A 16,673-nucleotide genomic window follows, 5' to 3' on the forward strand; every position below is an offset into this window, starting at 1 on the left:
CTTTTTTCTTTCCACCACTACCGCAACAGCTTCAGCGAACCCGTCAGCGATTTCACCCATTTCGATGGACCGGCTATTCCCAGGCCATCGATGGTCTCCCCGGCAAGGTCACGACCGGGAAACGTTGCCTCATATTCCCTGTAATCGTGAAGCGACCGTGCGAAGGCTGGAAAGGGAACGATTGCCCGTTCTTCCTGCTGAGTGAGCGCCTTCAGCAGCAGCGACCGGATAGTATCGGCATCCGCCTGCAGCATCGGTACAGGCATGTTTGAGCTAATGTCGATAGTGCGATCCTCCCTATCGGTCAGAGACTGCGCCGCAAGACCGGGGAACCTTGCCCCCAGCCCAATCGCGATGGCGCTGGCGGTATTGGCGATCAGCCCGAGCGGCAGATCCGGGTTGATGACGATGGCGATACGGATATCGGGAAGCATTGGTACCCTGCTGTTGTTGGCGGTGTCTGCTCGCAGAATATCTCGTCTATCGCGGACAATCTTACCTTTCATTGCCGAAAATTGGCCTTATGTGGTATATCCTACCTATACTGACAGACTCTAAGGTGACCTATGCCTTCCACGCTTGAACCCATCGACCTGCGAATCCTCGGCGCGCTACAGAAAGACGGACGTCTGACGAACCAGGCACTCTCATCCGAAGTCGGGCTTTCCACATCGCCCTGCTGGCGGCGCGTGCGCCAGCTTGAGGAAACCGGAGTGATCCAGGGCTACACGGCGACCCTCGACAGGCGGCAGATCGGCCTCGGCGTCCTGGCTTTCATCAGAGTGAAGATCGACAGCCACAGCGAGGCCGAAGCCGAGGAATTCTCGCGCGATGTCCTGAAGCTGAGCGAAGTGGTGGCGTGCTACAGCATCGCCGGAGACGCGGATTTTCTGCTGCAGGTCGTCGCCGCTGACCTCGACAGCTACGCGGATTTCGCCATGGCGGTCGTCCGCCGGCTGCCGCGCATCAAGGAGATGCAGACGACGTTCGTGCTCAAGGAAATCAAGCCGTTCAAGGGGTTTCCGCTGGATGTCGGACAGCAATAAAGGCCCAAGACATGGAATGCTGGGCGCCGCAGGGAGGCGATCGCTCGTCATGCCGGGAAAAGCAAAAATCTATCGCAATTCCCCGAACTACTCGCGCTGCCTCACGATCGCCGGAACCGGCATAGTCTTCCGCGATTCCAAAGAATGTCCAAAGCGATCGAAATCTGATTGAAAAGACAACCACAATTGCTCGTTTCACTGGTCAAGACCTGGCTGCTATGCATGTTCCGCCAGCCCTTTACGTTTGGACCGAAGCCATCCTATTCTAGAAAAGTGGCAGCCCACCCGGGGTATTGAATGTCGGCGCTCCGTTTTTCGAAGATTTCCGCATCGCTGAACGCGCTGTTCGTTGCAATCGGTCTGTTGACCGTGGCTGCACTTACGTTGCCGAACATAACGGGACAGACCAGGCTCATCTTGGAAGTCCTGCTCGCCGGCATCTGGGCTGCCTACGTACTGCAATTGATCGAGACGCTGATCATGCAGCGGATGAGAGACGTTCGCGGCAGGGCATTGGAAATCACGGTCGACGTGCTTGCCGTTTTAGTCCCTGTGGCCGCATTCTTTTTCGTCGGCGGCCGCGACCAAAGCCTCTATTGTGCCATCTGGCTGCTGAAGCCGCTGCGCGGCTCAACCTTCTTCCGGCTGCTGGGCAGGGTCCTCACCAAAGAAGCGCGCAATCTGATCGGCGTTACCTCGATCTTCGGCATCGTTCTGTTCGGCGCGGCGCTCGCAGCCTATATCATCGAGCGCGACGGCCAGCCTGACAAGTTCGGCAGCATCCCCCTGGCGATGTGGTGGGCGGTGGTCACGCTGTCGACCACCGGCTATGGCGACGAGATTCCGCAAAGTTTCGCCGGTCGCGTCCTTGCCGGGCTGGTCATGATGAGTGGAATCGGCATCTTTGCGCTGTGGGCCGGCATCCTCGCCACCGGCTTTTATGAAGAAGTGCGTCGCCAGGACTTCGTGCGCAATTGGCAGTTAGTTGCCGCAGTGCCGCTGTTCCAGAAGCTTGGTTCGGGCGCACTCATCGAGATAGTGCGAGCGCTGAGACCTCGCGTCGTGCCGGCCGGCGCCATAATCTGCCGCAAGGGCGAGACTGGCGACCAGATGTTCTTCATCGTCGAGGGCCGGGTCAGCGTCGCCACACCGAACCCTGTGGAGCTCGGCACCGGCAGTTTCTTCGGCGAGATGGCGCTGATCAGCGGCGAGCCCCGCTCGGCGACCGTCAGCGCCGCGACTGAAGTCTCACTGCTGTCGCTCTATTCGTCGGACTTCCAGATGCTGTCGAGCAGCAGCCCGGAGATCGCCGACATCATCCACAAAACCGCTCTCGAACGACGCGGTGCGACACCGAAAACCTGATGCAGACGACGTTGTGACAAAAACGTAGTTGCAAGTGTCGTAGGTGCCAACGCCCAAGAAATTTCGAGCAACGGATAGCCCGGACCCACCGTTGACTTTTTGCGATCATTTCGTGACGTGTTGACGCTGACACAAGCGATATGGCAGCGTCGTCTGTATTGCGTCTCTCGTCATTTGATGGCGCCTATTCCGACCTTAATTGGGCACGGCTCGATGCATCCTAGACTACTCAAGACATTCCTCGCGGTCGCCCGGAACCGGAGTTTCACTCGCACAGCCGAGGAGGTCCATCTCGCCCAATCGAGTGTGAGCGATCAGATCCAGTCGCTCGAAACTGAACTTGGAGCGGCGCTCTTTATCCGGTCGAGATCGGGCTTGGAGCTGACAGCGGCGGGCGAAACATTAAGACGCTATGCCGAAGAAATTCTGACGGTTGCGGACGAGGCGCGCGCGGCCGTCGAGGCAGCCGCCGGGGTTGCGGCTGGGACGGTGACGATCGGCGCGCTGGAGACTGTTGCTTCCATGAGGCTTCCGCAATGGTTATCGACTTTTCAGAGCGGTCATCCTGATATCAATCTACGAGTGAAGGTCGCCGGCAGCGGCGATCTGTTGCGAAAGCTCGAAGACGGCGAGATCGACATCGCCTTCTGTTTTGACAAGGACGGTCTCGATGAAGGCCTGGCGAAGCGAACTATATCGGCAGAGCCGTTGATCCTCATCATGCCTCCCCAGAAGGAAGCCGCGCCGAAAAGAGGCGACTTGTCCACGCTTGCCTCCATGAGCTTTGTGGCAACAGAGGTCGGCTGCGTCTATCGACACCTGCTCGACAAGGCATTTGACGCGGTAGGGATGGCGGCACCGAAGCTCGCTGCGGAAGTCGGCAGCATCGGCACGATTGCGCGGCTCGTTGCTGCCGGAACCGGCGTCAGCCTGGTTCCGCGACTTGCCGTCGCCGACGCACTCGATCGTGGCGAAATCAGCGAGATGCCTTGGCCGGGTCCAATGCGGACAGCGTCGCTTGTGATGATTTGGCGGCGCAGGCGTATTCAGCCGCCGACCCTGAAACTGCTGCTGGCGACCGCAAGCGACAGTTTCGCGCCGGCTAAACCAGCCGATGCCCGCCCTCGACATGCAGTATCGTCCCCGTTGTAAAGGCATTGCCCATCAGGAAGCTGATGGCATCGGCGATGTCTTCCGGTTGTCCCACCCGCCCAACCGGCAGTCGTTTTGCCATGGCGCTCAGGGTCTCGTCTTTCTTGTCGCCGGCAACGAACGTCCAGATGGGCGTGTCGACCCAGCCAGGCGAAACAGCATTCACGCGGATCGGCGCCACCTCGACGGCGAGCGCGCGAACCAATCCTTCCAGGCCCGCATTGACCGCGGCAACGACCGATCCCCGCGCCGCCGGACGATAGGCCGCGATACCGGATGTGAAGGTGATGGAGCCGGCAGGGGAGAGCACGGGTACGCCATATTTCGCGAGCAATAGCGGTCCGTAGAATTTACTTTCCACGACCTTTTGCGCTGCCCTGAGATCCAGTGAAGGCAGCAACTCATAAGCACCTTCGATATCGGCGGCTGTGCTGACGATGTGATCGAGTCGACCGACCCGCTCAAATAGATCGGCGACTTGGCCCTCTTGCGTGATATCGGCGGCGACAGTGGAGAGCGCCGCACTTTGCAGTTCCGCGCCGGTGCGTTTAAGTTTGTCCTCGTTCCGTCCGACGATGATGACCTCGGCGCCGATGGCGAGCGTGCGTCTTGCCAGCGCCAGGCCCATTCCGGAGCTGCCGCCGACAATAAGAATTCTTGAATTCGCGATTTCAGCAATTGCCATGGCTTTCATTCCCACAGGTGATGACTATGGCTGAGAATTCGCAGAGAGGCGCAAGGAGAGGAAACGGAGAAAAACGATAGTATCATCGGAAACGCCGATGGAGGGATATCGCGGCCAACAAAGCTGTTGCAATTCCCCCAACCTGCGCTATCCCCTTGAGGTGAGCCATTTGTCAGCGAGGCGCGACATCGCAATGGATTCGATCCTCTATTCCACGGCAGACAATCCGGTGCCGGAGAACCGCACCGAGGGGTTCTTCGAGAGTTTCGACGGGCGCAAGCTGCGCTACGCCGTTTTCCGCTGCGAGCAACCGGTCGCCAAGGGCACCGTCGTGCTGCTTCAGGGACGCAACGAGTTTATCGAGAAATATTTCGAGACGATCCGCGATCTCACGGCCAAGGGCCTATGGGTGGCAACCTTCGATCTTCGCGGCCAGGGCGGCTCGGAGCGGTTGTTGAAGGATCCGCTGCGCGGCCATATCAGGCGATTTTCGGATTACGAACATGATCTTACCGCCTTCCTCGACAAAATCGTTCTGCCGGATACGCGCCTGCCCTTCTTTCTTCTCGCGCATTCGACCGGTGGCCTGATCGCCTTGTCCGCAGCGCCAAGGCTCGCAACCCGTATTGAACGCATGGTGCTGTCGGCTCCCTTTATCGGGTTGACCGGCCACGGCGTCTCTCCGGGCCTTATCCGCTTTCTTTCCGGTGCGGTCAGCGGCGTCGGGCTCGGACGGGTGCAATTCAGCAAGAAATTCAAGGAACGGCCTTTCGGCGAGAATCCGCTGACCACCGACGAGCAGCGCTATCGGCGCAACGTCGGCATTGGCGAGGCCTATCCGCAACTCAGCCTCGGCCCGCCGACGGCGCGCTGGCTGTCGCAAGCCTTCCATGCAATCGAGCGCGTCAACAGGCCCGAACACCTGTTTTCGATCCCCATTCCGACCGTGCTGATCGCGCCGACGCGAGACGGCGTCGTGCCTTATGTCGATCAGGAGCGGCTGTCGCGCTATTTTCGCGCAGCACAGCTTGTGCCCATTCACGGCGCCAAGCATGAAATCCTGCAGGAGCGGGATATTTATCGCAATCAGGCCCTTGCGGCCATCCATGCGTTCATTCCCGGCAGCGATGCGGAAACCACTGCCTATGAGGTGGAGGCGGAAGCCTAGCGCTTATCGAGACAGGATAGCGCGCGCCTGGTCATACACGGCGCGGCTGCCTGCCGCGATGATCGTGCCGCCCATTTCCGGCCGGCCGCCATCCCAGGTGGTGATGATGCCGCCAGCCTGCTCGATGACGGGAATGATGCCGCCGACATCATAGGGCTTCAACGAATTTTCGATGACGAGATCGACGTGACCGGCGGCGAGCAACGCATAGGCGTAGCAATCCGTGCCGTAGCGGAAAAGGCGGACCTGGCTCTCGATCTCGCGATATCTGGCAAGCTCCTCGCCGACGAAGAGATGCGGCGAAGTCGTGAACAGGATCGCGTTCGACAGGCTGCCGCAATCGCGGACCTCGAGTCGCCTTTCGCCGTCGGGGCCTGAGTAAGTCGAGCTGTTACCATCGGCGAAATAACGCTCGCCGGTAAAGGGCTGGTCGATCAGGCCCATGATGGCGCGGCCGTTCTTCTGCAAGCCGATCAGCGTTCCCCAGACGGGCACGCCCGAGATGAAGGCGCGCGTGCCGTCGATCGGATCGATCACCCACACATACTCGCGATCGAGACCGATACTGCCGTGTTCCTCGCCCAGGATGCCATGATCGGGAAACTCAGCCTCGATCAGGGAACGAATCGCTACTTCGGCGGCACGATCCCCTTCGGTCACCGGATCGAAGCCCCTGGCTTCCTTGTTGACCACATCGACGCCGGCGCGGAAGCGCGGCAGAGTTTCGGCCTTGGCCGCCTCGGCCAGACGAGAGAAGAACGTGTGATCGGGAAGCATGGTCAATCCGATTAAGTGACGGGATGAGCGATCCATAGCGCATATAACTCCTGAAGCAAACCGGATGATGACGCAGTGGGCGCAATGCCTGTCAATCGGGCAAAATTTCAGAATTTGCCTAAATATTTTGCACCGCAATAAAATGCTTGACATTTGTGCAGTGCGGGATCAATATCCAGCTACAGTCTTTTGACTGTAAATACCCTCCTTGGGTGTTTCCTCCCTAGACTTAGCCGCGCCACGAGCGCGGTTCTTTTTTTGTCGGGGTTATTTTGTCTCATGGGAACGGCGCGACCAACGCGGGGCGATATCTTGCCATCCTTAGCGTGCCGAATGGGCGGGAGAGATGCCCCTATTCCGCCGCCAGCGCCGGATCGCCCGTGTAGGATTCCACATGCTCGGCCATGCGCTTCATGAAAAGCGTGATGGCGGATGCGACCTGATCGAAATCCGGGCGCTTCTCCAGCGTCACCTCGTCGACGTAGAGCGAGCGGTTGACCTCGATCTGCAGGGCATGGAGCCCGCGGGAGGGACGGCCGTAATGCTCGGTGATAAAGCCACCGGCATAGGGCTTGTTGCGCACGGCATTGAAGCCGAGTTCTTCGAGGATCTGCATGGCGGCGCGCGAAAGTTCCGCCGATGCGCTGGTGCCGTAGCGGTCACCGAGAATGAAATCCGGCCGCGCATTGCTGCCGGCGATGCGGATATTGCCCGGCATGGAATGGCAATCGACCAACACGCCGAAGCCGAACTTGACATGCGTGCGCGCGATCAGTCGCCGAAGGGTGGAATGATAAGGCTTGTAGATGGTGTCGATGCGCTTCAGCGCATCCTCCACCGGCACCCGCCGGGCATAGATCTCCATATTTTCCGCGACGATTCGCGGGATCGTGCCGAGACCGCCGGCAACCCGCAGCGAATTGATGTTGGCATAGGATGGCAATGCGCCGTCGAACATGCGCGGATCGAGCTCGTAGGGCTCGCGATTGACGTCGATATAGGCGCGCGGAAAATTGGCGAACAGCAGCGGTGCGCCGAGAGAGCTCGCCGCCGAAAAAAGCTCATCGACGTAGTGATCCTCCGAGCGGCGGATGGCGATGCCCTGCAGGCGGGATTGAGCGATGAAATCGGGGGGATAGATGCGGCCGCTATGTGGCGAGCTATAGACAAACGGTATCGTCTGGGAGACGGGCTCCAATACTTCGTAAATCTCGAAACTGCGCATTTCTGCGGACATCAACGTCTTTACCATGTCAACAACTTGTCGCAGTAATCATGTTGCCAGTTGCATGCCTGCAAGTCCATAGTAACTTAAGCAAAATGGCCTTAATCCAAAGCGCCGTAACCGAAATCTCCGAATGCCCGACCAGCGGAAACGCAAAGCGTTTTCGTGGGATGCACTCACGCCTCGAATAAACAGGGAATGCCGCATCCGGCCGGTATTCACGGCTTGTTTACGGCAGAGCGCTAACCTAAACGCTGGACGAGTCCAACAAGACAAGATTGATTAGCGAAGAGATGATGACCCAAAAGATACTTCTTGCCGAAGACGATAACGACATGCGTCGCTTCCTTGTGAAGGCGCTCGAAAAAGCCGGCTACAAGGTCTTGTCCTTTGACAATGGAGCAAGCGCATACGACCGGCTGCGCGAAGAGCCGTTTTCGCTGCTTTTGACCGATATCGTCATGCCGGAAATGGACGGCATCGAGCTGGCCCGCCGCGCCACCGAGCTCGATCCCGACCTGAAGGTGATGTTCATCACCGGCTTTGCCGCCGTGGCGCTGAACCCTGATTCGAAGGCTCCGAAGGATGCGAAGGTGCTTTCCAAGCCTTTCCACCTCCGCGAACTGGTCGACGAAGTCAACAAACTCCTTGCCGCCTAAGGCTTCCGGCGGTCGCGTCACAAAACCGAAAAAAAGCCTATTGACGGCAACCAAGGTTTTGTGATCTATGCGCCGCCATCGGATGGGCGTGTAGCTCAGCGGGAGAGCACTACGTTGACATCGTAGGGGTCACAAGTTCGATCCTTGTCACGCCCACCATCCTAATTCGCTGAAAAGCAAGGCCTTTCGAGCAATCGAAAGGCCTTTTTAGTTTCGCTTTGTCGAGCTGGGCTCATCTTGTCGCGGCGCCTGCTTGTCCCAAGCAATGTTCCGCCAGCCGAATTGACCTGTCAGCCGTCAGCGATCCAGAAAATTCCGGAATACCGCCGTTGTCGGATAGGCATAGGCGCCGCGATCCACGAAGCTGTGGCGATAGAGGCAATCTCTCAGCGCCAGCCAGTAGAGGGTGCTGTTCGGGTCCGGCGACCCGCGGTGCCAGGAATAGGCCTCGGGCTCGCAATAGTTGAGAGCCTTGTTGTATTTTGCCAGCAGCACCGGATCACTGTCGACTCGGACGCCGTGGTATGTCTGATAATTAGAAGGCGCCTCGCCCGCGGAGACGCATGCCAGGCTCAAAATCGCCCCCAGCGCTAACATCATTCTCATGTGCTTTAATCTCCTGCTTTTCGCGTCTCGAATATTCGAGCGCAAGCCCGAGAATAATCACCTTTTTACAGATAGCCAATCACATGCTGCTGTCCGTCATGGTTGCGGTCGCCCGGGATCCGTCGGGGCGATTTCCCGCCATAAGCCGCTTGACTTCCGGCCGCGCCGTCATCCTACTGTCACACTAACGCATCGATCATACGGGAGGATGAGATGACGGTGGTGAAGCGGCAGTTCTATAAGAACCACAAGCCTAATGGCGACGAATATATGTTCCACCTTGCCCGCGACTCCGAAAGCGGCGAAGTCTTCGTGATCCGCCAGGCCGACTACACCGTCGATGGTGGCAGCGAGAAAGCCATGAGCCTCTACGAGTTCCTGGCCGGCGGCGGTAATCGGCAGAAAGCCCTGCTGCAGTTGATCGGCTCACTCGTGCCGGAATGACGGCAAGCGCGCCTGCGCATCGCGGCTTCGGGTTGACTGCCACATTTTGATCGGCAAACCTATAGGGGCTTAAAAGGAGCCCCTTATGCGATTCGCATGCATTGCTTTTGGATTGACGGCGCTGGCCGCTACGTCGGCTGCGGCCGTGGAAAATTTTCCGGCTCAGGGCGTCACCGCGGTCAGCGGAAAATGTTCCAAGCTCGTGGTTGGCAAGCTCGACGTCAGCAAAGGCTGTAAGACCGAGGTCGCCAGCGTGACGGGGCCGGACGGCATAGTGACTTTCATTTTCACATCCGGCGGCAAGATGCTCGGCTTCCAGGGCAACGGCGGCGGCATCAAGCCCGGCAGTCAGAAGGGCACGGCGCAGTTGCCGATCGAGGTCATCTCCACCGGCGCCGGCAACAAGATGTCAGGCCAAGTCGAAGCCAAGGGCACCTGCACCTTTGGCAATCCCTATTCGGGCAAGCCGGTCACCATCGAATGCTCGGCAAAATCGACTGAAATGAGCTTCAACGGCAGCTTTACGTCCGATGGCAAGACGCCACGTCACAAATAAACAGTCGGCGGCGGCCTATTAGTGCGAACCGCCTTTTCGCTTGTTGCCATGATTGGCATCGGCTGGCGCTTCGCGCGAGAGATCGGCGCCGTTGACATGGGCGGGAACATGCACGTCCTCTTGCGTCACGGGGTGCAGCGTCAGATCGACCTGGTGCGGCGGCAATACCTGCGCCTGACGCAGCGTATTCGACCGCGCCTTCTTCTGCCGTTCCGTCAGTTCCGGCTTCGGCTCCCGTGCATTTCGTTGGATGGGATTGGGACTCATGGACGTTTCTCCTGTCGGTCGCTGTTATCCAGACACTAGAAGCCGCCTGGCAGATGGGACAAACATGCCCGAAGGTCAAACGCCGCCTTTCCCGTTTGGTTCCCCGAATTCTCAATTAGCGGGAGCAATAGTCTCGACCGCGATTTCAACCCTTGACGTGCGTCGCGACTTCACTAACTATGGGTTATCTCCGCGCCTTCTGACATCGGCGACGGATTGAACTTTGGTGCCGGGCCCCTCTGGCGAGAGTTTTTACGGCGCTCTCGCGATGTCGGTACCGCCTGCAGATGAGCCGGCGGATTTCTTCTTATGAACAGCTTGACCATGCGTTATCCGCATGCCGTCTCCGGCGTGTGGCTGCGCGCTCGATCCGGATATCGTCATTTCGTCTGCCGCGAGGTGCGCTCATGACGCCGCCCGCAGCCTCCAAATCCGTGCTCGGCTATTTCGGCTGGGCTTTCGCCGTCACCTTGGGCGGCCTTGCTCTCGGCGCCCTGCTGGGCTGGAACGCCACCGGGACGTTCGGCGGCCTTGCCACGGCCTTCTTCATCTGCGCGGTGCTGGCCGTATTGGAGATCTCGCTCTCCTTCGACAATGCCATCGTCAACGCCAACAAGCTGAAGGAAATGACCCCGGTCTGGCAGCATCGCTTCCTGACCTGGGGTATCATTATTGCCGTCTTCGGCATGCGCATCGTCTTTCCACTGGCAATCGTCGCCATCGCGGCCCACATCAACCCGTGGGAAGCGCTGAAACTTGCGGCCGCCGAACCGGAACAATATGCGCGGATCATGCAGGATGCGCATCTCGCCATCGCCGCCTTCGGCGGCACGTTCCTGATGATGGTTGGCCTCACCTACTTCTTCAACCATGAAAAGGACGTGCATTGGATCAGTTTCCTGGAGAAGCGGATGGCGCATTTCGCTACCATCAAGGGCGTCGAAATCGCCTTCGTGCTGATCCTTGTTCTCATCTTCAGCTCCCTGCTCGACGGCAATGAGTCGACGACATTCCTTCATGCCTCGATCTATGGTCTCCTGACCTTCCTGCTGGTCGAGGTTCTCGCCGGATTTCTCGATGCCTCCCAAAAAACGATGAGCGCAGCCGCAAAGGGCGGTTTCGGTGCTTTTCTTTATCTGGAAATCCTCGACGCGAGTTTCTCGTTCGACGGAGTGATCGGAGCCTTCGCACTCACCCAGAACCTGTTCATCATCGCCATCGGTCTCGGCATCGGCGCGATGTATGTTCGCTCCATGACGATCATGCTGGTGGAGAAGGGCACGCTCGCCCACTATCGCTACCTCGAGCATGGCGCCTTCTATGCCATCCTGATCCTGTCGGTGATCATGTACATGCAGACGCTGATGCATATCCCCGAAGTCATCACCGGCCTTGGTGGTGCTGCCTTGATCGGTGTCTCTCTCTGGTCGTCGATCCGCTACAACAAGCGCAACGGCATTGCGCATGATGAACGGAGCCACAGGGCGAAGGCGTAGCGCGCAAGCGATGGCCGCCGCCGCATCTCGAGCCGGTTGGCGGCCATATTTCGCAACGTCGAAGCCCTTTCGAGGGCTTTCGCTTCGATATCCGGGACCATGGCCCTGCGTGCGTTCATCAGAATTTCCACACGAAGATCGCCGAATGTTTGCGATCACAGCAGATAGGCCTAGCGTTTTCTGCGAAAATATCGCAATGGCGATAGAAGTTGTCCAAGAAGCGTGAGCGAGGAACGCAAAAGTTGCGATCTTTCGCGATAAGCTCCCGAATGAAGTGTCTAGGAGAGGCAGAGCATGGCAGCCAAAATCGTTCCGGTGATCATGGCAGGTGGCAAGGGCACGCGTCTGTGGCCGCTCTCGCGCGCCTCCGCCCCGAAGCAATTCATCCAGTTCATCGGCGACAGAACGCTGTTTCAGAATACGCTGGAACGCGTTTCGGATCCGGAACTCTACGAAGCGCCGATCGTCCTCACCAACGAGGAGTTCCGCTTCCTCGTCGCCGAGCAGGCACGCGAACTGGACCTTAAGCTGGCCGCCGTGCTGTTGGAGCCGGTCGCCCGCAATACGGCTGCCGCCGTCGCCGCCGCCGCCGCACTCATCACCGATCTTTTCGGCAAGGACGCGATCATGCACGTCCTCGGCTCCGACTATGAGATCCACGCCAACGCGACCTACTACGACTGCGTGCGCCTGGCTCGCGATACGGCACTCCAGGGCAAGCTCGTCACCTTCGGCATCACACCGACCGAGCCCGCGACCGGTTACGGCTACATCGAAAGCGGCAAGGCGCTGCCGACCGGTGCCCATGCCGTCAAGCGCTTCGTCGAGAAGCCGGCGCTGGAAAAAGCCCAGGAGATGGTTGCAAACGGCAGCTTCTACTGGAACTCGGGCATGTTCATGTTCTCGGCTGCCCAGCTTCTTGCCGAGATGAAGGAATATGCACCCGATGTCGAAAAGGCCGCCAGCAAGGCCGTTTCCAAATCGACACGCGATCTCGATTTCACCCGCCTGGATGCAGATCATTTCTCCAAGAGCCCCGATATCTCCATCGACTATGCGCTGATGGAAAAGACGGCCAATGCAGCCGTCGTACCCTCGCCCTTCACCTGGTCCGATCTCGGCAGCTGGGATGCAGTCTGGAAGGTCGGCAATCGCGATGAAAGCGGCAACGTCTCTGCCGGTTCCACGACGCTGGTCAACACCAAGAACTCGCTCGTGATGTCGCACAGCCTCCATATTGCCGTGCAGGGCCTTGAGGACGTCGCCGTTATCGCCAGCGAAGACGCCGTCTATGTCGGCCATCTCAAGGATAGCCAGGAAGTCGGCAAGCTCGTGAAGCTCTTGGCGAGCGAAAAGAAGACCGCCAAGCTCACCGAGACGCATCCGACATCCTATCGCCCCTGGGGCGGCTATACCTCGGTGCTGAACGGCGAGCGCTTCCAGGTCAAGCGCATCTTCGTGCTGCCGGGCAAGAAGCTGTCGTTGCAGAAGCATCACCATCGCTCCGAGCACTGGATCGTCGTCAAGGGCACGGCGGAAGTGACTGTTGGCGAGAACGTGCAGATGCTGCGCGAAAACGAATCGATCTATATCCCGCTTGGCGAAGTGCACCGCCTCTCCAACCCCGGCAAGATCCTGCTCGAACTGATCGAAGTGCAGACGGGCTCCTATCTCGGTGAAGACGATATCATCCGCCTGGTCGACGAATTCGGCAGAAGCTGAATTCCCGCAGTAAAACAAAGATTTCGAAACGGCGGGCGCAAACCCGCCGTTTTTATTTTGGTATTGTGCGACAAGACTTTGGCAGTCCACCGAGATGTCTTGCATTCTCTCGCTGCATTGCACACACTGCCTTTGGGAACAGCAACCACCGCACAACGATGCGGGCAAGGCAAAGAGACATATGGCGATCAAGGCAAGCATCTATCATCTCACCCATTACAAATACGACAATCCGATCCGCCTCGGCCCTCAGATCATTCGCCTGAAACCTGCATCTCATTCCAAGACCCGCGTTCTCAGCCACTCGCTGAAGGTCACGCCGTCAAATCATTTCGTGAACCTGCAACAGGATCCCTACGGCAATTACCTCGCCCGTTTCGTCTTTCCCGATCCGGTGACCGAGCTGAAGATCGAGGTCGACCTCGTTGCCGATATGACCGTTTACAATCCCTTCGACTTCTTCGTCGAAGAGGAGGCCACAAAATGGCCCTTCGCCTATCCCGAGACGATCCGCGAGGATCTGTCGATCTATATGACGCCGGAAGAAACCGGCCCCCGCCTGCAGGCCTTCCTCGACACGCTCGACCGCTCCGAACAGCCGACCGTCGACATGATCGTCGGCATCAATGCAAGACTGCAAAGAGAGATCGGCTACGTCATCCGCATGGAAGCAGGCGTCCAGACACCGGAGGAGACCCTGGAAACGGCGAAAGGGTCCTGTCGCGACTCGAGCTGGCTGTTCGTTCAGGTTCTCCGCCATCTCGGCCTCGCCGCCCGCTTCGTTTCCGGCTACCTCATACAGCTCAGGCCGGACCTTAAAGCGCTCGACGGCCCGTCCGGCACCGAAGTCGATTTCACCGATCTGCATGCCTGGACGGAAGTCTATCTTCCCGGCGCCGGCTGGGTCGGCCTAGACCCGACCTCGGGGCTGCTCACCGGCGAGAGCCATATTCCGCTCGCCGCCACGCCGCATTACCGCAATGCCGCTCCGATCTCCGGCGGCTATTTCGGCGAAGCCAACACCGAATTCGATTTCGACATGAAGGTCGTGCGCGTCGCCGAGCATCCGCGCATCACCAAACCATTCTCCGACGAAAGCTGGGATGCGCTGAATGCGCTCGGCAATCAGGTCGATCGCATTCTCAAGGAAGACGACGTGCGCCTGACCATGGGCGGCGAGCCGACTTTCGTCTCGATCGACGATTTCCAATCGGAGGAATGGAACACAGCCGCCGTCGGCCCGACCAAGCGCGACAGGGCGGATCAGCTGATCCGCCGCCTGCGCGATCGCTTCGCGCCCGGTGGCTTCCTGCATTACGGCCAGGGCAAATGGTATCCGGGCGAAAGCCTGCCGCGCTGGACCTTCTCGCTCTACTGGCGCAAGGACGGCAAGCCTGTCTGGCAAAACCCGGCCTTGATCGCGCAAGAGACCGCCAAGACCGGCGCAACTGCGGACGATGCTGGAAAGCTTCTGAGCGCAATTGCCAAGGAGTTGGCGATCGACCCCGACATGGTGCTGCCGGCCTATGAAGACCCGGCCGAATGGATCATCAAGGAAGGCAGCCTGCCGGAAAACGTCGACCCGTCCAATTCGAAACTGAAGGACCCGGAGGAGCGCAGCCGCATCGCCCGCGTCTTCGAGCGCGGCCTGACGACGGCGACCGGCTATGTTCTTCCCGTGCAGGCCTGGAATGCACGGGCCTCGGGCACGCGCTGGGTCAGCGAGAAATGGCGTACGCGCCGCGGCAAGATCTACCTAGTGCCGGGCGACTCGCCGATCGGCTACCGCCTGCCGCTCGGCACCCTGCCCTATGTGCCGCCATCGCGTTATCCCTATATCCATACCGTCGACCCCTCCATTCCGCGCACGCCCTTGCCCGACGTCATCGTGCCGGCGGGCCGCGCCATGCCGGAAGCCTCGTTCCAGGCCGACGAAAGCGGGCAATCGCGCGTCGAACAGACGCTCGGCGATATCCGAGGTGCTGTACGCACGGCCATCTCGGTCGAGCCGCGCGACGGCCGGCTGTGTGTCTTCATGCCGCCGACCGAAGGGATCGAGCAGTATCTCGAACTTTTGGCTGCCGCCGAGAATGCGGCTGCTGAGCTCGGGCTGCCGGTGCATATCGAAGGCTATCCGCCGCCGCAGGACGAGCGCATCAACGTCATCCGCGTCGCACCCGATCCCGGCGTGATCGAGGTCAACGTCCATCCCGCATCGAGCTGGCAGGAATGCGTCGACATCACGACGGCGGTTTACGAAGAGGCCTGGCAGACGCGTCTCGGCACCGACAAGTTCCTGATCGACGGCCGCCACACCGGCACCGGCGGCGGTAACCATGTCGTGGTCGGCGGTGCCAATCCGAACGACAGCCCGTTCCTGCGCCGTCCTGACCTGCTGAAGAGCCTGGTGCTGCACTGGCAGCGACACCCCTCGCTCTCCTACCTCTTTTCCGGCCTGTTCATCGGCCCGACCAGCCAGGCCCCGCGCATCGACGAAGCGCGCCACGACAGCCTCTACGAGTTGGAAATCGCGATAGCCCAGGTGCCGGCGCCCGGTCATGGCATTCCGCCCCTGCCCTGGCTTGTCGACCGCCTGTTTCGCAATCTTCTGACCGATTCCAGCGGCAACACCCATCGCTCGGAAATCTGCATCGACAAGCTGTTTTCGCCGGATGGCCCAACGGGGCGCCTCGGTCTGGTCGAGTTCCGCGGCTTCGAAATGCCGCCCAATGCCCGCATGAGCCTTGCCCAGCAATTGCTGGTGCGCGCCCTCATCGCCCGCTTCTGGCGCAATCCGATCGACGGCAAGTTCGTGCGCTGGGGCACGACGCTGCACGATCGTTTCATGCTGCCGCACTATGTCTGGCAGGATTTCCTCGATGTGCTCGCCGATCTCCGTGAAAACGGCTTCGATCTGCGTTCCGAATGGTTCCAGGCGCAGCTGGAATTCCGCTTTCCCTTCTGCGGCGAGGTCGAATACGAAGGCAACAAGCTGGAACTGCGCCAGGCGCTGGAGCCTTGGCATGTGCTGGGCGAGGAGGGCGCGATTGGAGGTACAGTCCGATACGTCGACTCGTCGGTGGAGCGCTTGCAGGTACGGCTCGAAACCAGCAACCCCACGCGCTACACAGTGTCCTGCAACGGGCGCCCGATGCCGTTGACGTCGACAGGCGCCTCGGGCGTTTCTGTCGCCGGCGTCCGCTATAAGGCATGGCATCCGGCTTCGGGCCTGCATCCGGTTTTGCCCACCGATACGCCACTGACCTTCGACATTTATGATACATGGTCACGCCGTTCGATCGGCGGCTGCATCTATCATGTTGCCCATCCGGGTGGCCGGAACTATGACGTTTTTCCCGTCAACGGCAACGAGGCCGAAGCGCGACGCCTTGCGCGATTCGAACCTTGGGGGCATACGGCTGGCGGCTACGGCCTGCGGCCGGAGGCGGTATCGGCGGAATTCCCGCTGACGCTCGACCTCAGACGGCCGGCGGGAATTTGAAGC

General features: G+C 59.6%; 16 protein-coding genes and 1 tRNA gene. 11 read left to right on the top strand and 6 right to left on the bottom strand.

Annotation, left to right across the window (positions count from 1 at the left end):
- Nucleotides 1-17 precede the first annotated feature (17 nt).
- Nucleotides 18-434, bottom strand: a complete 417-nt coding sequence (locus AB8B29_RS13115; RefSeq protein ID WP_037196377.1) for a DUF2000 domain-containing protein — start codon at nt 432-434, stop codon at nt 18-20.
- 132 nt (nt 435-566) lie between these two features.
- Here AB8B29_RS13115 and AB8B29_RS13120 point away from each other — a divergent pair, with 132 nt between their 5' ends.
- From AB8B29_RS13120 to AB8B29_RS13130, 3 genes are all read left to right on the top strand, one after another.
- Nucleotides 567-1,046 carry an Lrp/AsnC family transcriptional regulator gene (locus tag AB8B29_RS13120; protein ID WP_037196376.1) on the top strand — a complete coding sequence of 160 codons (480 nt, stop codon included), beginning with the start codon at nt 567-569 and terminating at the stop codon, nt 1,044-1,046.
- 297 nt (nt 1,047-1,343) lie between these two features.
- Entirely contained in the window at nt 1,344-2,411 is a 1,068-nt protein-coding gene (locus AB8B29_RS13125) for a cyclic nucleotide-gated ion channel (protein WP_113118547.1), read from the top strand.
- Nucleotides 2,412-2,624: 213 nt separating this feature from the next.
- Nucleotides 2,625-3,563 (top strand): LysR family transcriptional regulator, encoded by a 939-nt coding sequence (locus tag AB8B29_RS13130; protein ID WP_047555322.1) that lies wholly within the window; start codon nt 2,625-2,627, stop codon nt 3,561-3,563.
- Here the strand turns inward: AB8B29_RS13130 and AB8B29_RS13135 are convergent.
- Nucleotides 3,514-4,248, bottom strand: a complete 735-nt coding sequence (locus tag AB8B29_RS13135) for an SDR family oxidoreductase (RefSeq protein WP_047555442.1) — start codon at nt 4,246-4,248, stop codon at nt 3,514-3,516. The two genes, AB8B29_RS13130 and AB8B29_RS13135, sit on opposite strands and share 50 nt — an antisense overlap.
- A gap of 193 nt (nt 4,249-4,441) precedes the next feature.
- Here AB8B29_RS13135 and AB8B29_RS13140 point away from each other — a divergent pair, with 193 nt between their 5' ends.
- Entirely contained in the window at nt 4,442-5,416 is a 975-nt protein-coding gene (locus AB8B29_RS13140) for an alpha/beta hydrolase (RefSeq protein WP_047555321.1), read from the top strand.
- A gap of 3 nt (nt 5,417-5,419) precedes the next feature.
- Here AB8B29_RS13140 and hisN read toward each other — a convergent pair whose 3' ends face one another.
- Both hisN and AB8B29_RS13150 read right to left on the bottom strand, forming a co-directional pair.
- A complete protein-coding gene (hisN, locus tag AB8B29_RS13145) occupies nt 5,420-6,193 on the bottom strand; it encodes a histidinol-phosphatase (protein WP_037196371.1) in 774 nt (257 codons plus the stop codon).
- Between the two features lie 352 nt (nt 6,194-6,545).
- Nucleotides 6,546-7,430, bottom strand: a complete 885-nt coding sequence (locus AB8B29_RS13150) for an N-formylglutamate amidohydrolase (protein ID WP_037196586.1) — start codon at nt 7,428-7,430, stop codon at nt 6,546-6,548.
- A gap of 284 nt (nt 7,431-7,714) precedes the next feature.
- On the opposite strand from AB8B29_RS13150, the gene cpdR1 reads away from it, so the two are divergent.
- Both cpdR1 and AB8B29_RS13160 read left to right on the top strand, forming a co-directional pair.
- Complete coding sequence (gene cpdR1 / locus AB8B29_RS13155; RefSeq protein WP_004117561.1) at nt 7,715-8,077, top strand: response regulator CpdR1; 363 nt, start codon at nt 7,715-7,717, stop codon at nt 8,075-8,077.
- Between the two features lie 84 nt (nt 8,078-8,161).
- Nucleotides 8,162-8,236, top strand: a tRNA-Val gene (locus AB8B29_RS13160).
- 138 nt (nt 8,237-8,374) lie between these two features.
- Here AB8B29_RS13160 and AB8B29_RS13165 read toward each other — a convergent pair.
- Nucleotides 8,375-8,683, bottom strand: a complete 309-nt coding sequence (locus tag AB8B29_RS13165; protein WP_037196369.1) for a hypothetical protein — start codon at nt 8,681-8,683, stop codon at nt 8,375-8,377.
- A gap of 213 nt (nt 8,684-8,896) precedes the next feature.
- Here AB8B29_RS13165 and AB8B29_RS13170 point away from each other — a divergent pair, with 213 nt between their 5' ends.
- A complete protein-coding gene (locus AB8B29_RS13170) occupies nt 8,897-9,127 on the top strand; it encodes a hypothetical protein (protein WP_037196367.1) in 231 nt (76 codons plus the stop codon).
- A gap of 85 nt (nt 9,128-9,212) precedes the next feature.
- Entirely contained in the window at nt 9,213-9,683 is a 471-nt protein-coding gene (locus AB8B29_RS13175) for a hypothetical protein (RefSeq protein ID WP_037196365.1), read from the top strand.
- 18 nt (nt 9,684-9,701) lie between these two features.
- On the opposite strand, the gene AB8B29_RS13180 is transcribed toward AB8B29_RS13175, so the two are convergent.
- The gene (locus AB8B29_RS13180; protein WP_037196364.1) at nt 9,702-9,950 is read right to left on the bottom strand and encodes a hypothetical protein; all 249 of its coding nucleotides are present in this window, start codon (nt 9,948-9,950) and stop codon (nt 9,702-9,704) included.
- Nucleotides 9,951-10,357: 407 nt separating this feature from the next.
- Between AB8B29_RS13180 and AB8B29_RS13185 the strand changes: the two genes are divergently transcribed.
- The 3 genes from AB8B29_RS13185 to AB8B29_RS13195 all read left to right on the top strand — a co-directional run bounded on the left by AB8B29_RS13185 (nt 10,358) and on the right by AB8B29_RS13195 (nt 16,670).
- Entirely contained in the window at nt 10,358-11,446 is a 1,089-nt protein-coding gene (locus tag AB8B29_RS13185; RefSeq protein WP_037196363.1) for a DUF475 domain-containing protein, read from the top strand.
- A 294-nt stretch (nt 11,447-11,740) separates the two neighbouring features.
- A complete protein-coding gene (locus AB8B29_RS13190) occupies nt 11,741-13,168 on the top strand; it encodes a mannose-1-phosphate guanylyltransferase/mannose-6-phosphate isomerase (protein ID WP_037196362.1) in 1,428 nt (475 codons plus the stop codon).
- A 181-nt stretch (nt 13,169-13,349) separates the two neighbouring features.
- A complete protein-coding gene (locus AB8B29_RS13195) occupies nt 13,350-16,670 on the top strand; it encodes a DUF2126 domain-containing protein (protein WP_047639034.1) in 3,321 nt (1,106 codons plus the stop codon).
- Nucleotides 16,671-16,673: the final 3 nt, after the last annotated feature.

The organism is Rhizobium sp. 11_C7_N12_5, from assembly GCF_051811145.1.
Lineage (GTDB): Bacteria > Pseudomonadota > Alphaproteobacteria > Rhizobiales > Rhizobiaceae > Rhizobium > Rhizobium lusitanum.

Excerpts from the sequence above, each read along its gene's own strand:
- AB8B29_RS13115 (WP_037196377.1), bottom strand. The coding sequence starts at position 434 with ATGCTTCCCGATATCCGTATCGCCATCGTCATCAACCCGGATCTGCCG.
- AB8B29_RS13120 (WP_037196376.1), top strand. The coding sequence starts at position 567 with ATGCCTTCCACGCTTGAACCCATCGACCTGCGAATCCTCGGCGCGCTA.
- AB8B29_RS13125 (WP_113118547.1), top strand. The coding sequence starts at position 1,344 with ATGTCGGCGCTCCGTTTTTCGAAGATTTCCGCATCGCTGAACGCGCTG.
- AB8B29_RS13130 (WP_047555322.1), top strand. The coding sequence starts at position 2,625 with ATGCATCCTAGACTACTCAAGACATTCCTCGCGGTCGCCCGGAACCGG.
- AB8B29_RS13135 (WP_047555442.1), bottom strand. The coding sequence starts at position 4,248 with ATGGCAATTGCTGAAATCGCGAATTCAAGAATTCTTATTGTCGGCGGC.
- AB8B29_RS13140 (WP_047555321.1), top strand. The coding sequence starts at position 4,442 with ATGGATTCGATCCTCTATTCCACGGCAGACAATCCGGTGCCGGAGAAC.
- hisN (WP_037196371.1), bottom strand. The coding sequence starts at position 6,193 with ATGCTTCCCGATCACACGTTCTTCTCTCGTCTGGCCGAGGCGGCCAAG.
- AB8B29_RS13150 (WP_037196586.1), bottom strand. The coding sequence starts at position 7,430 with ATGTCCGCAGAAATGCGCAGTTTCGAGATTTACGAAGTATTGGAGCCC.
- cpdR1 (WP_004117561.1), top strand. The coding sequence starts at position 7,715 with ATGACCCAAAAGATACTTCTTGCCGAAGACGATAACGACATGCGTCGC.
- AB8B29_RS13165 (WP_037196369.1), bottom strand. The coding sequence starts at position 8,683 with ATGAGAATGATGTTAGCGCTGGGGGCGATTTTGAGCCTGGCATGCGTC.
- AB8B29_RS13170 (WP_037196367.1), top strand. The coding sequence starts at position 8,897 with ATGACGGTGGTGAAGCGGCAGTTCTATAAGAACCACAAGCCTAATGGC.
- AB8B29_RS13175 (WP_037196365.1), top strand. The coding sequence starts at position 9,213 with ATGCGATTCGCATGCATTGCTTTTGGATTGACGGCGCTGGCCGCTACG.
- AB8B29_RS13180 (WP_037196364.1), bottom strand. The coding sequence starts at position 9,950 with ATGAGTCCCAATCCCATCCAACGAAATGCACGGGAGCCGAAGCCGGAA.
- AB8B29_RS13185 (WP_037196363.1), top strand. The coding sequence starts at position 10,358 with ATGACGCCGCCCGCAGCCTCCAAATCCGTGCTCGGCTATTTCGGCTGG.
- AB8B29_RS13190 (WP_037196362.1), top strand. The coding sequence starts at position 11,741 with ATGGCAGCCAAAATCGTTCCGGTGATCATGGCAGGTGGCAAGGGCACG.
- AB8B29_RS13195 (WP_047639034.1), top strand. The coding sequence starts at position 13,350 with ATGGCGATCAAGGCAAGCATCTATCATCTCACCCATTACAAATACGAC.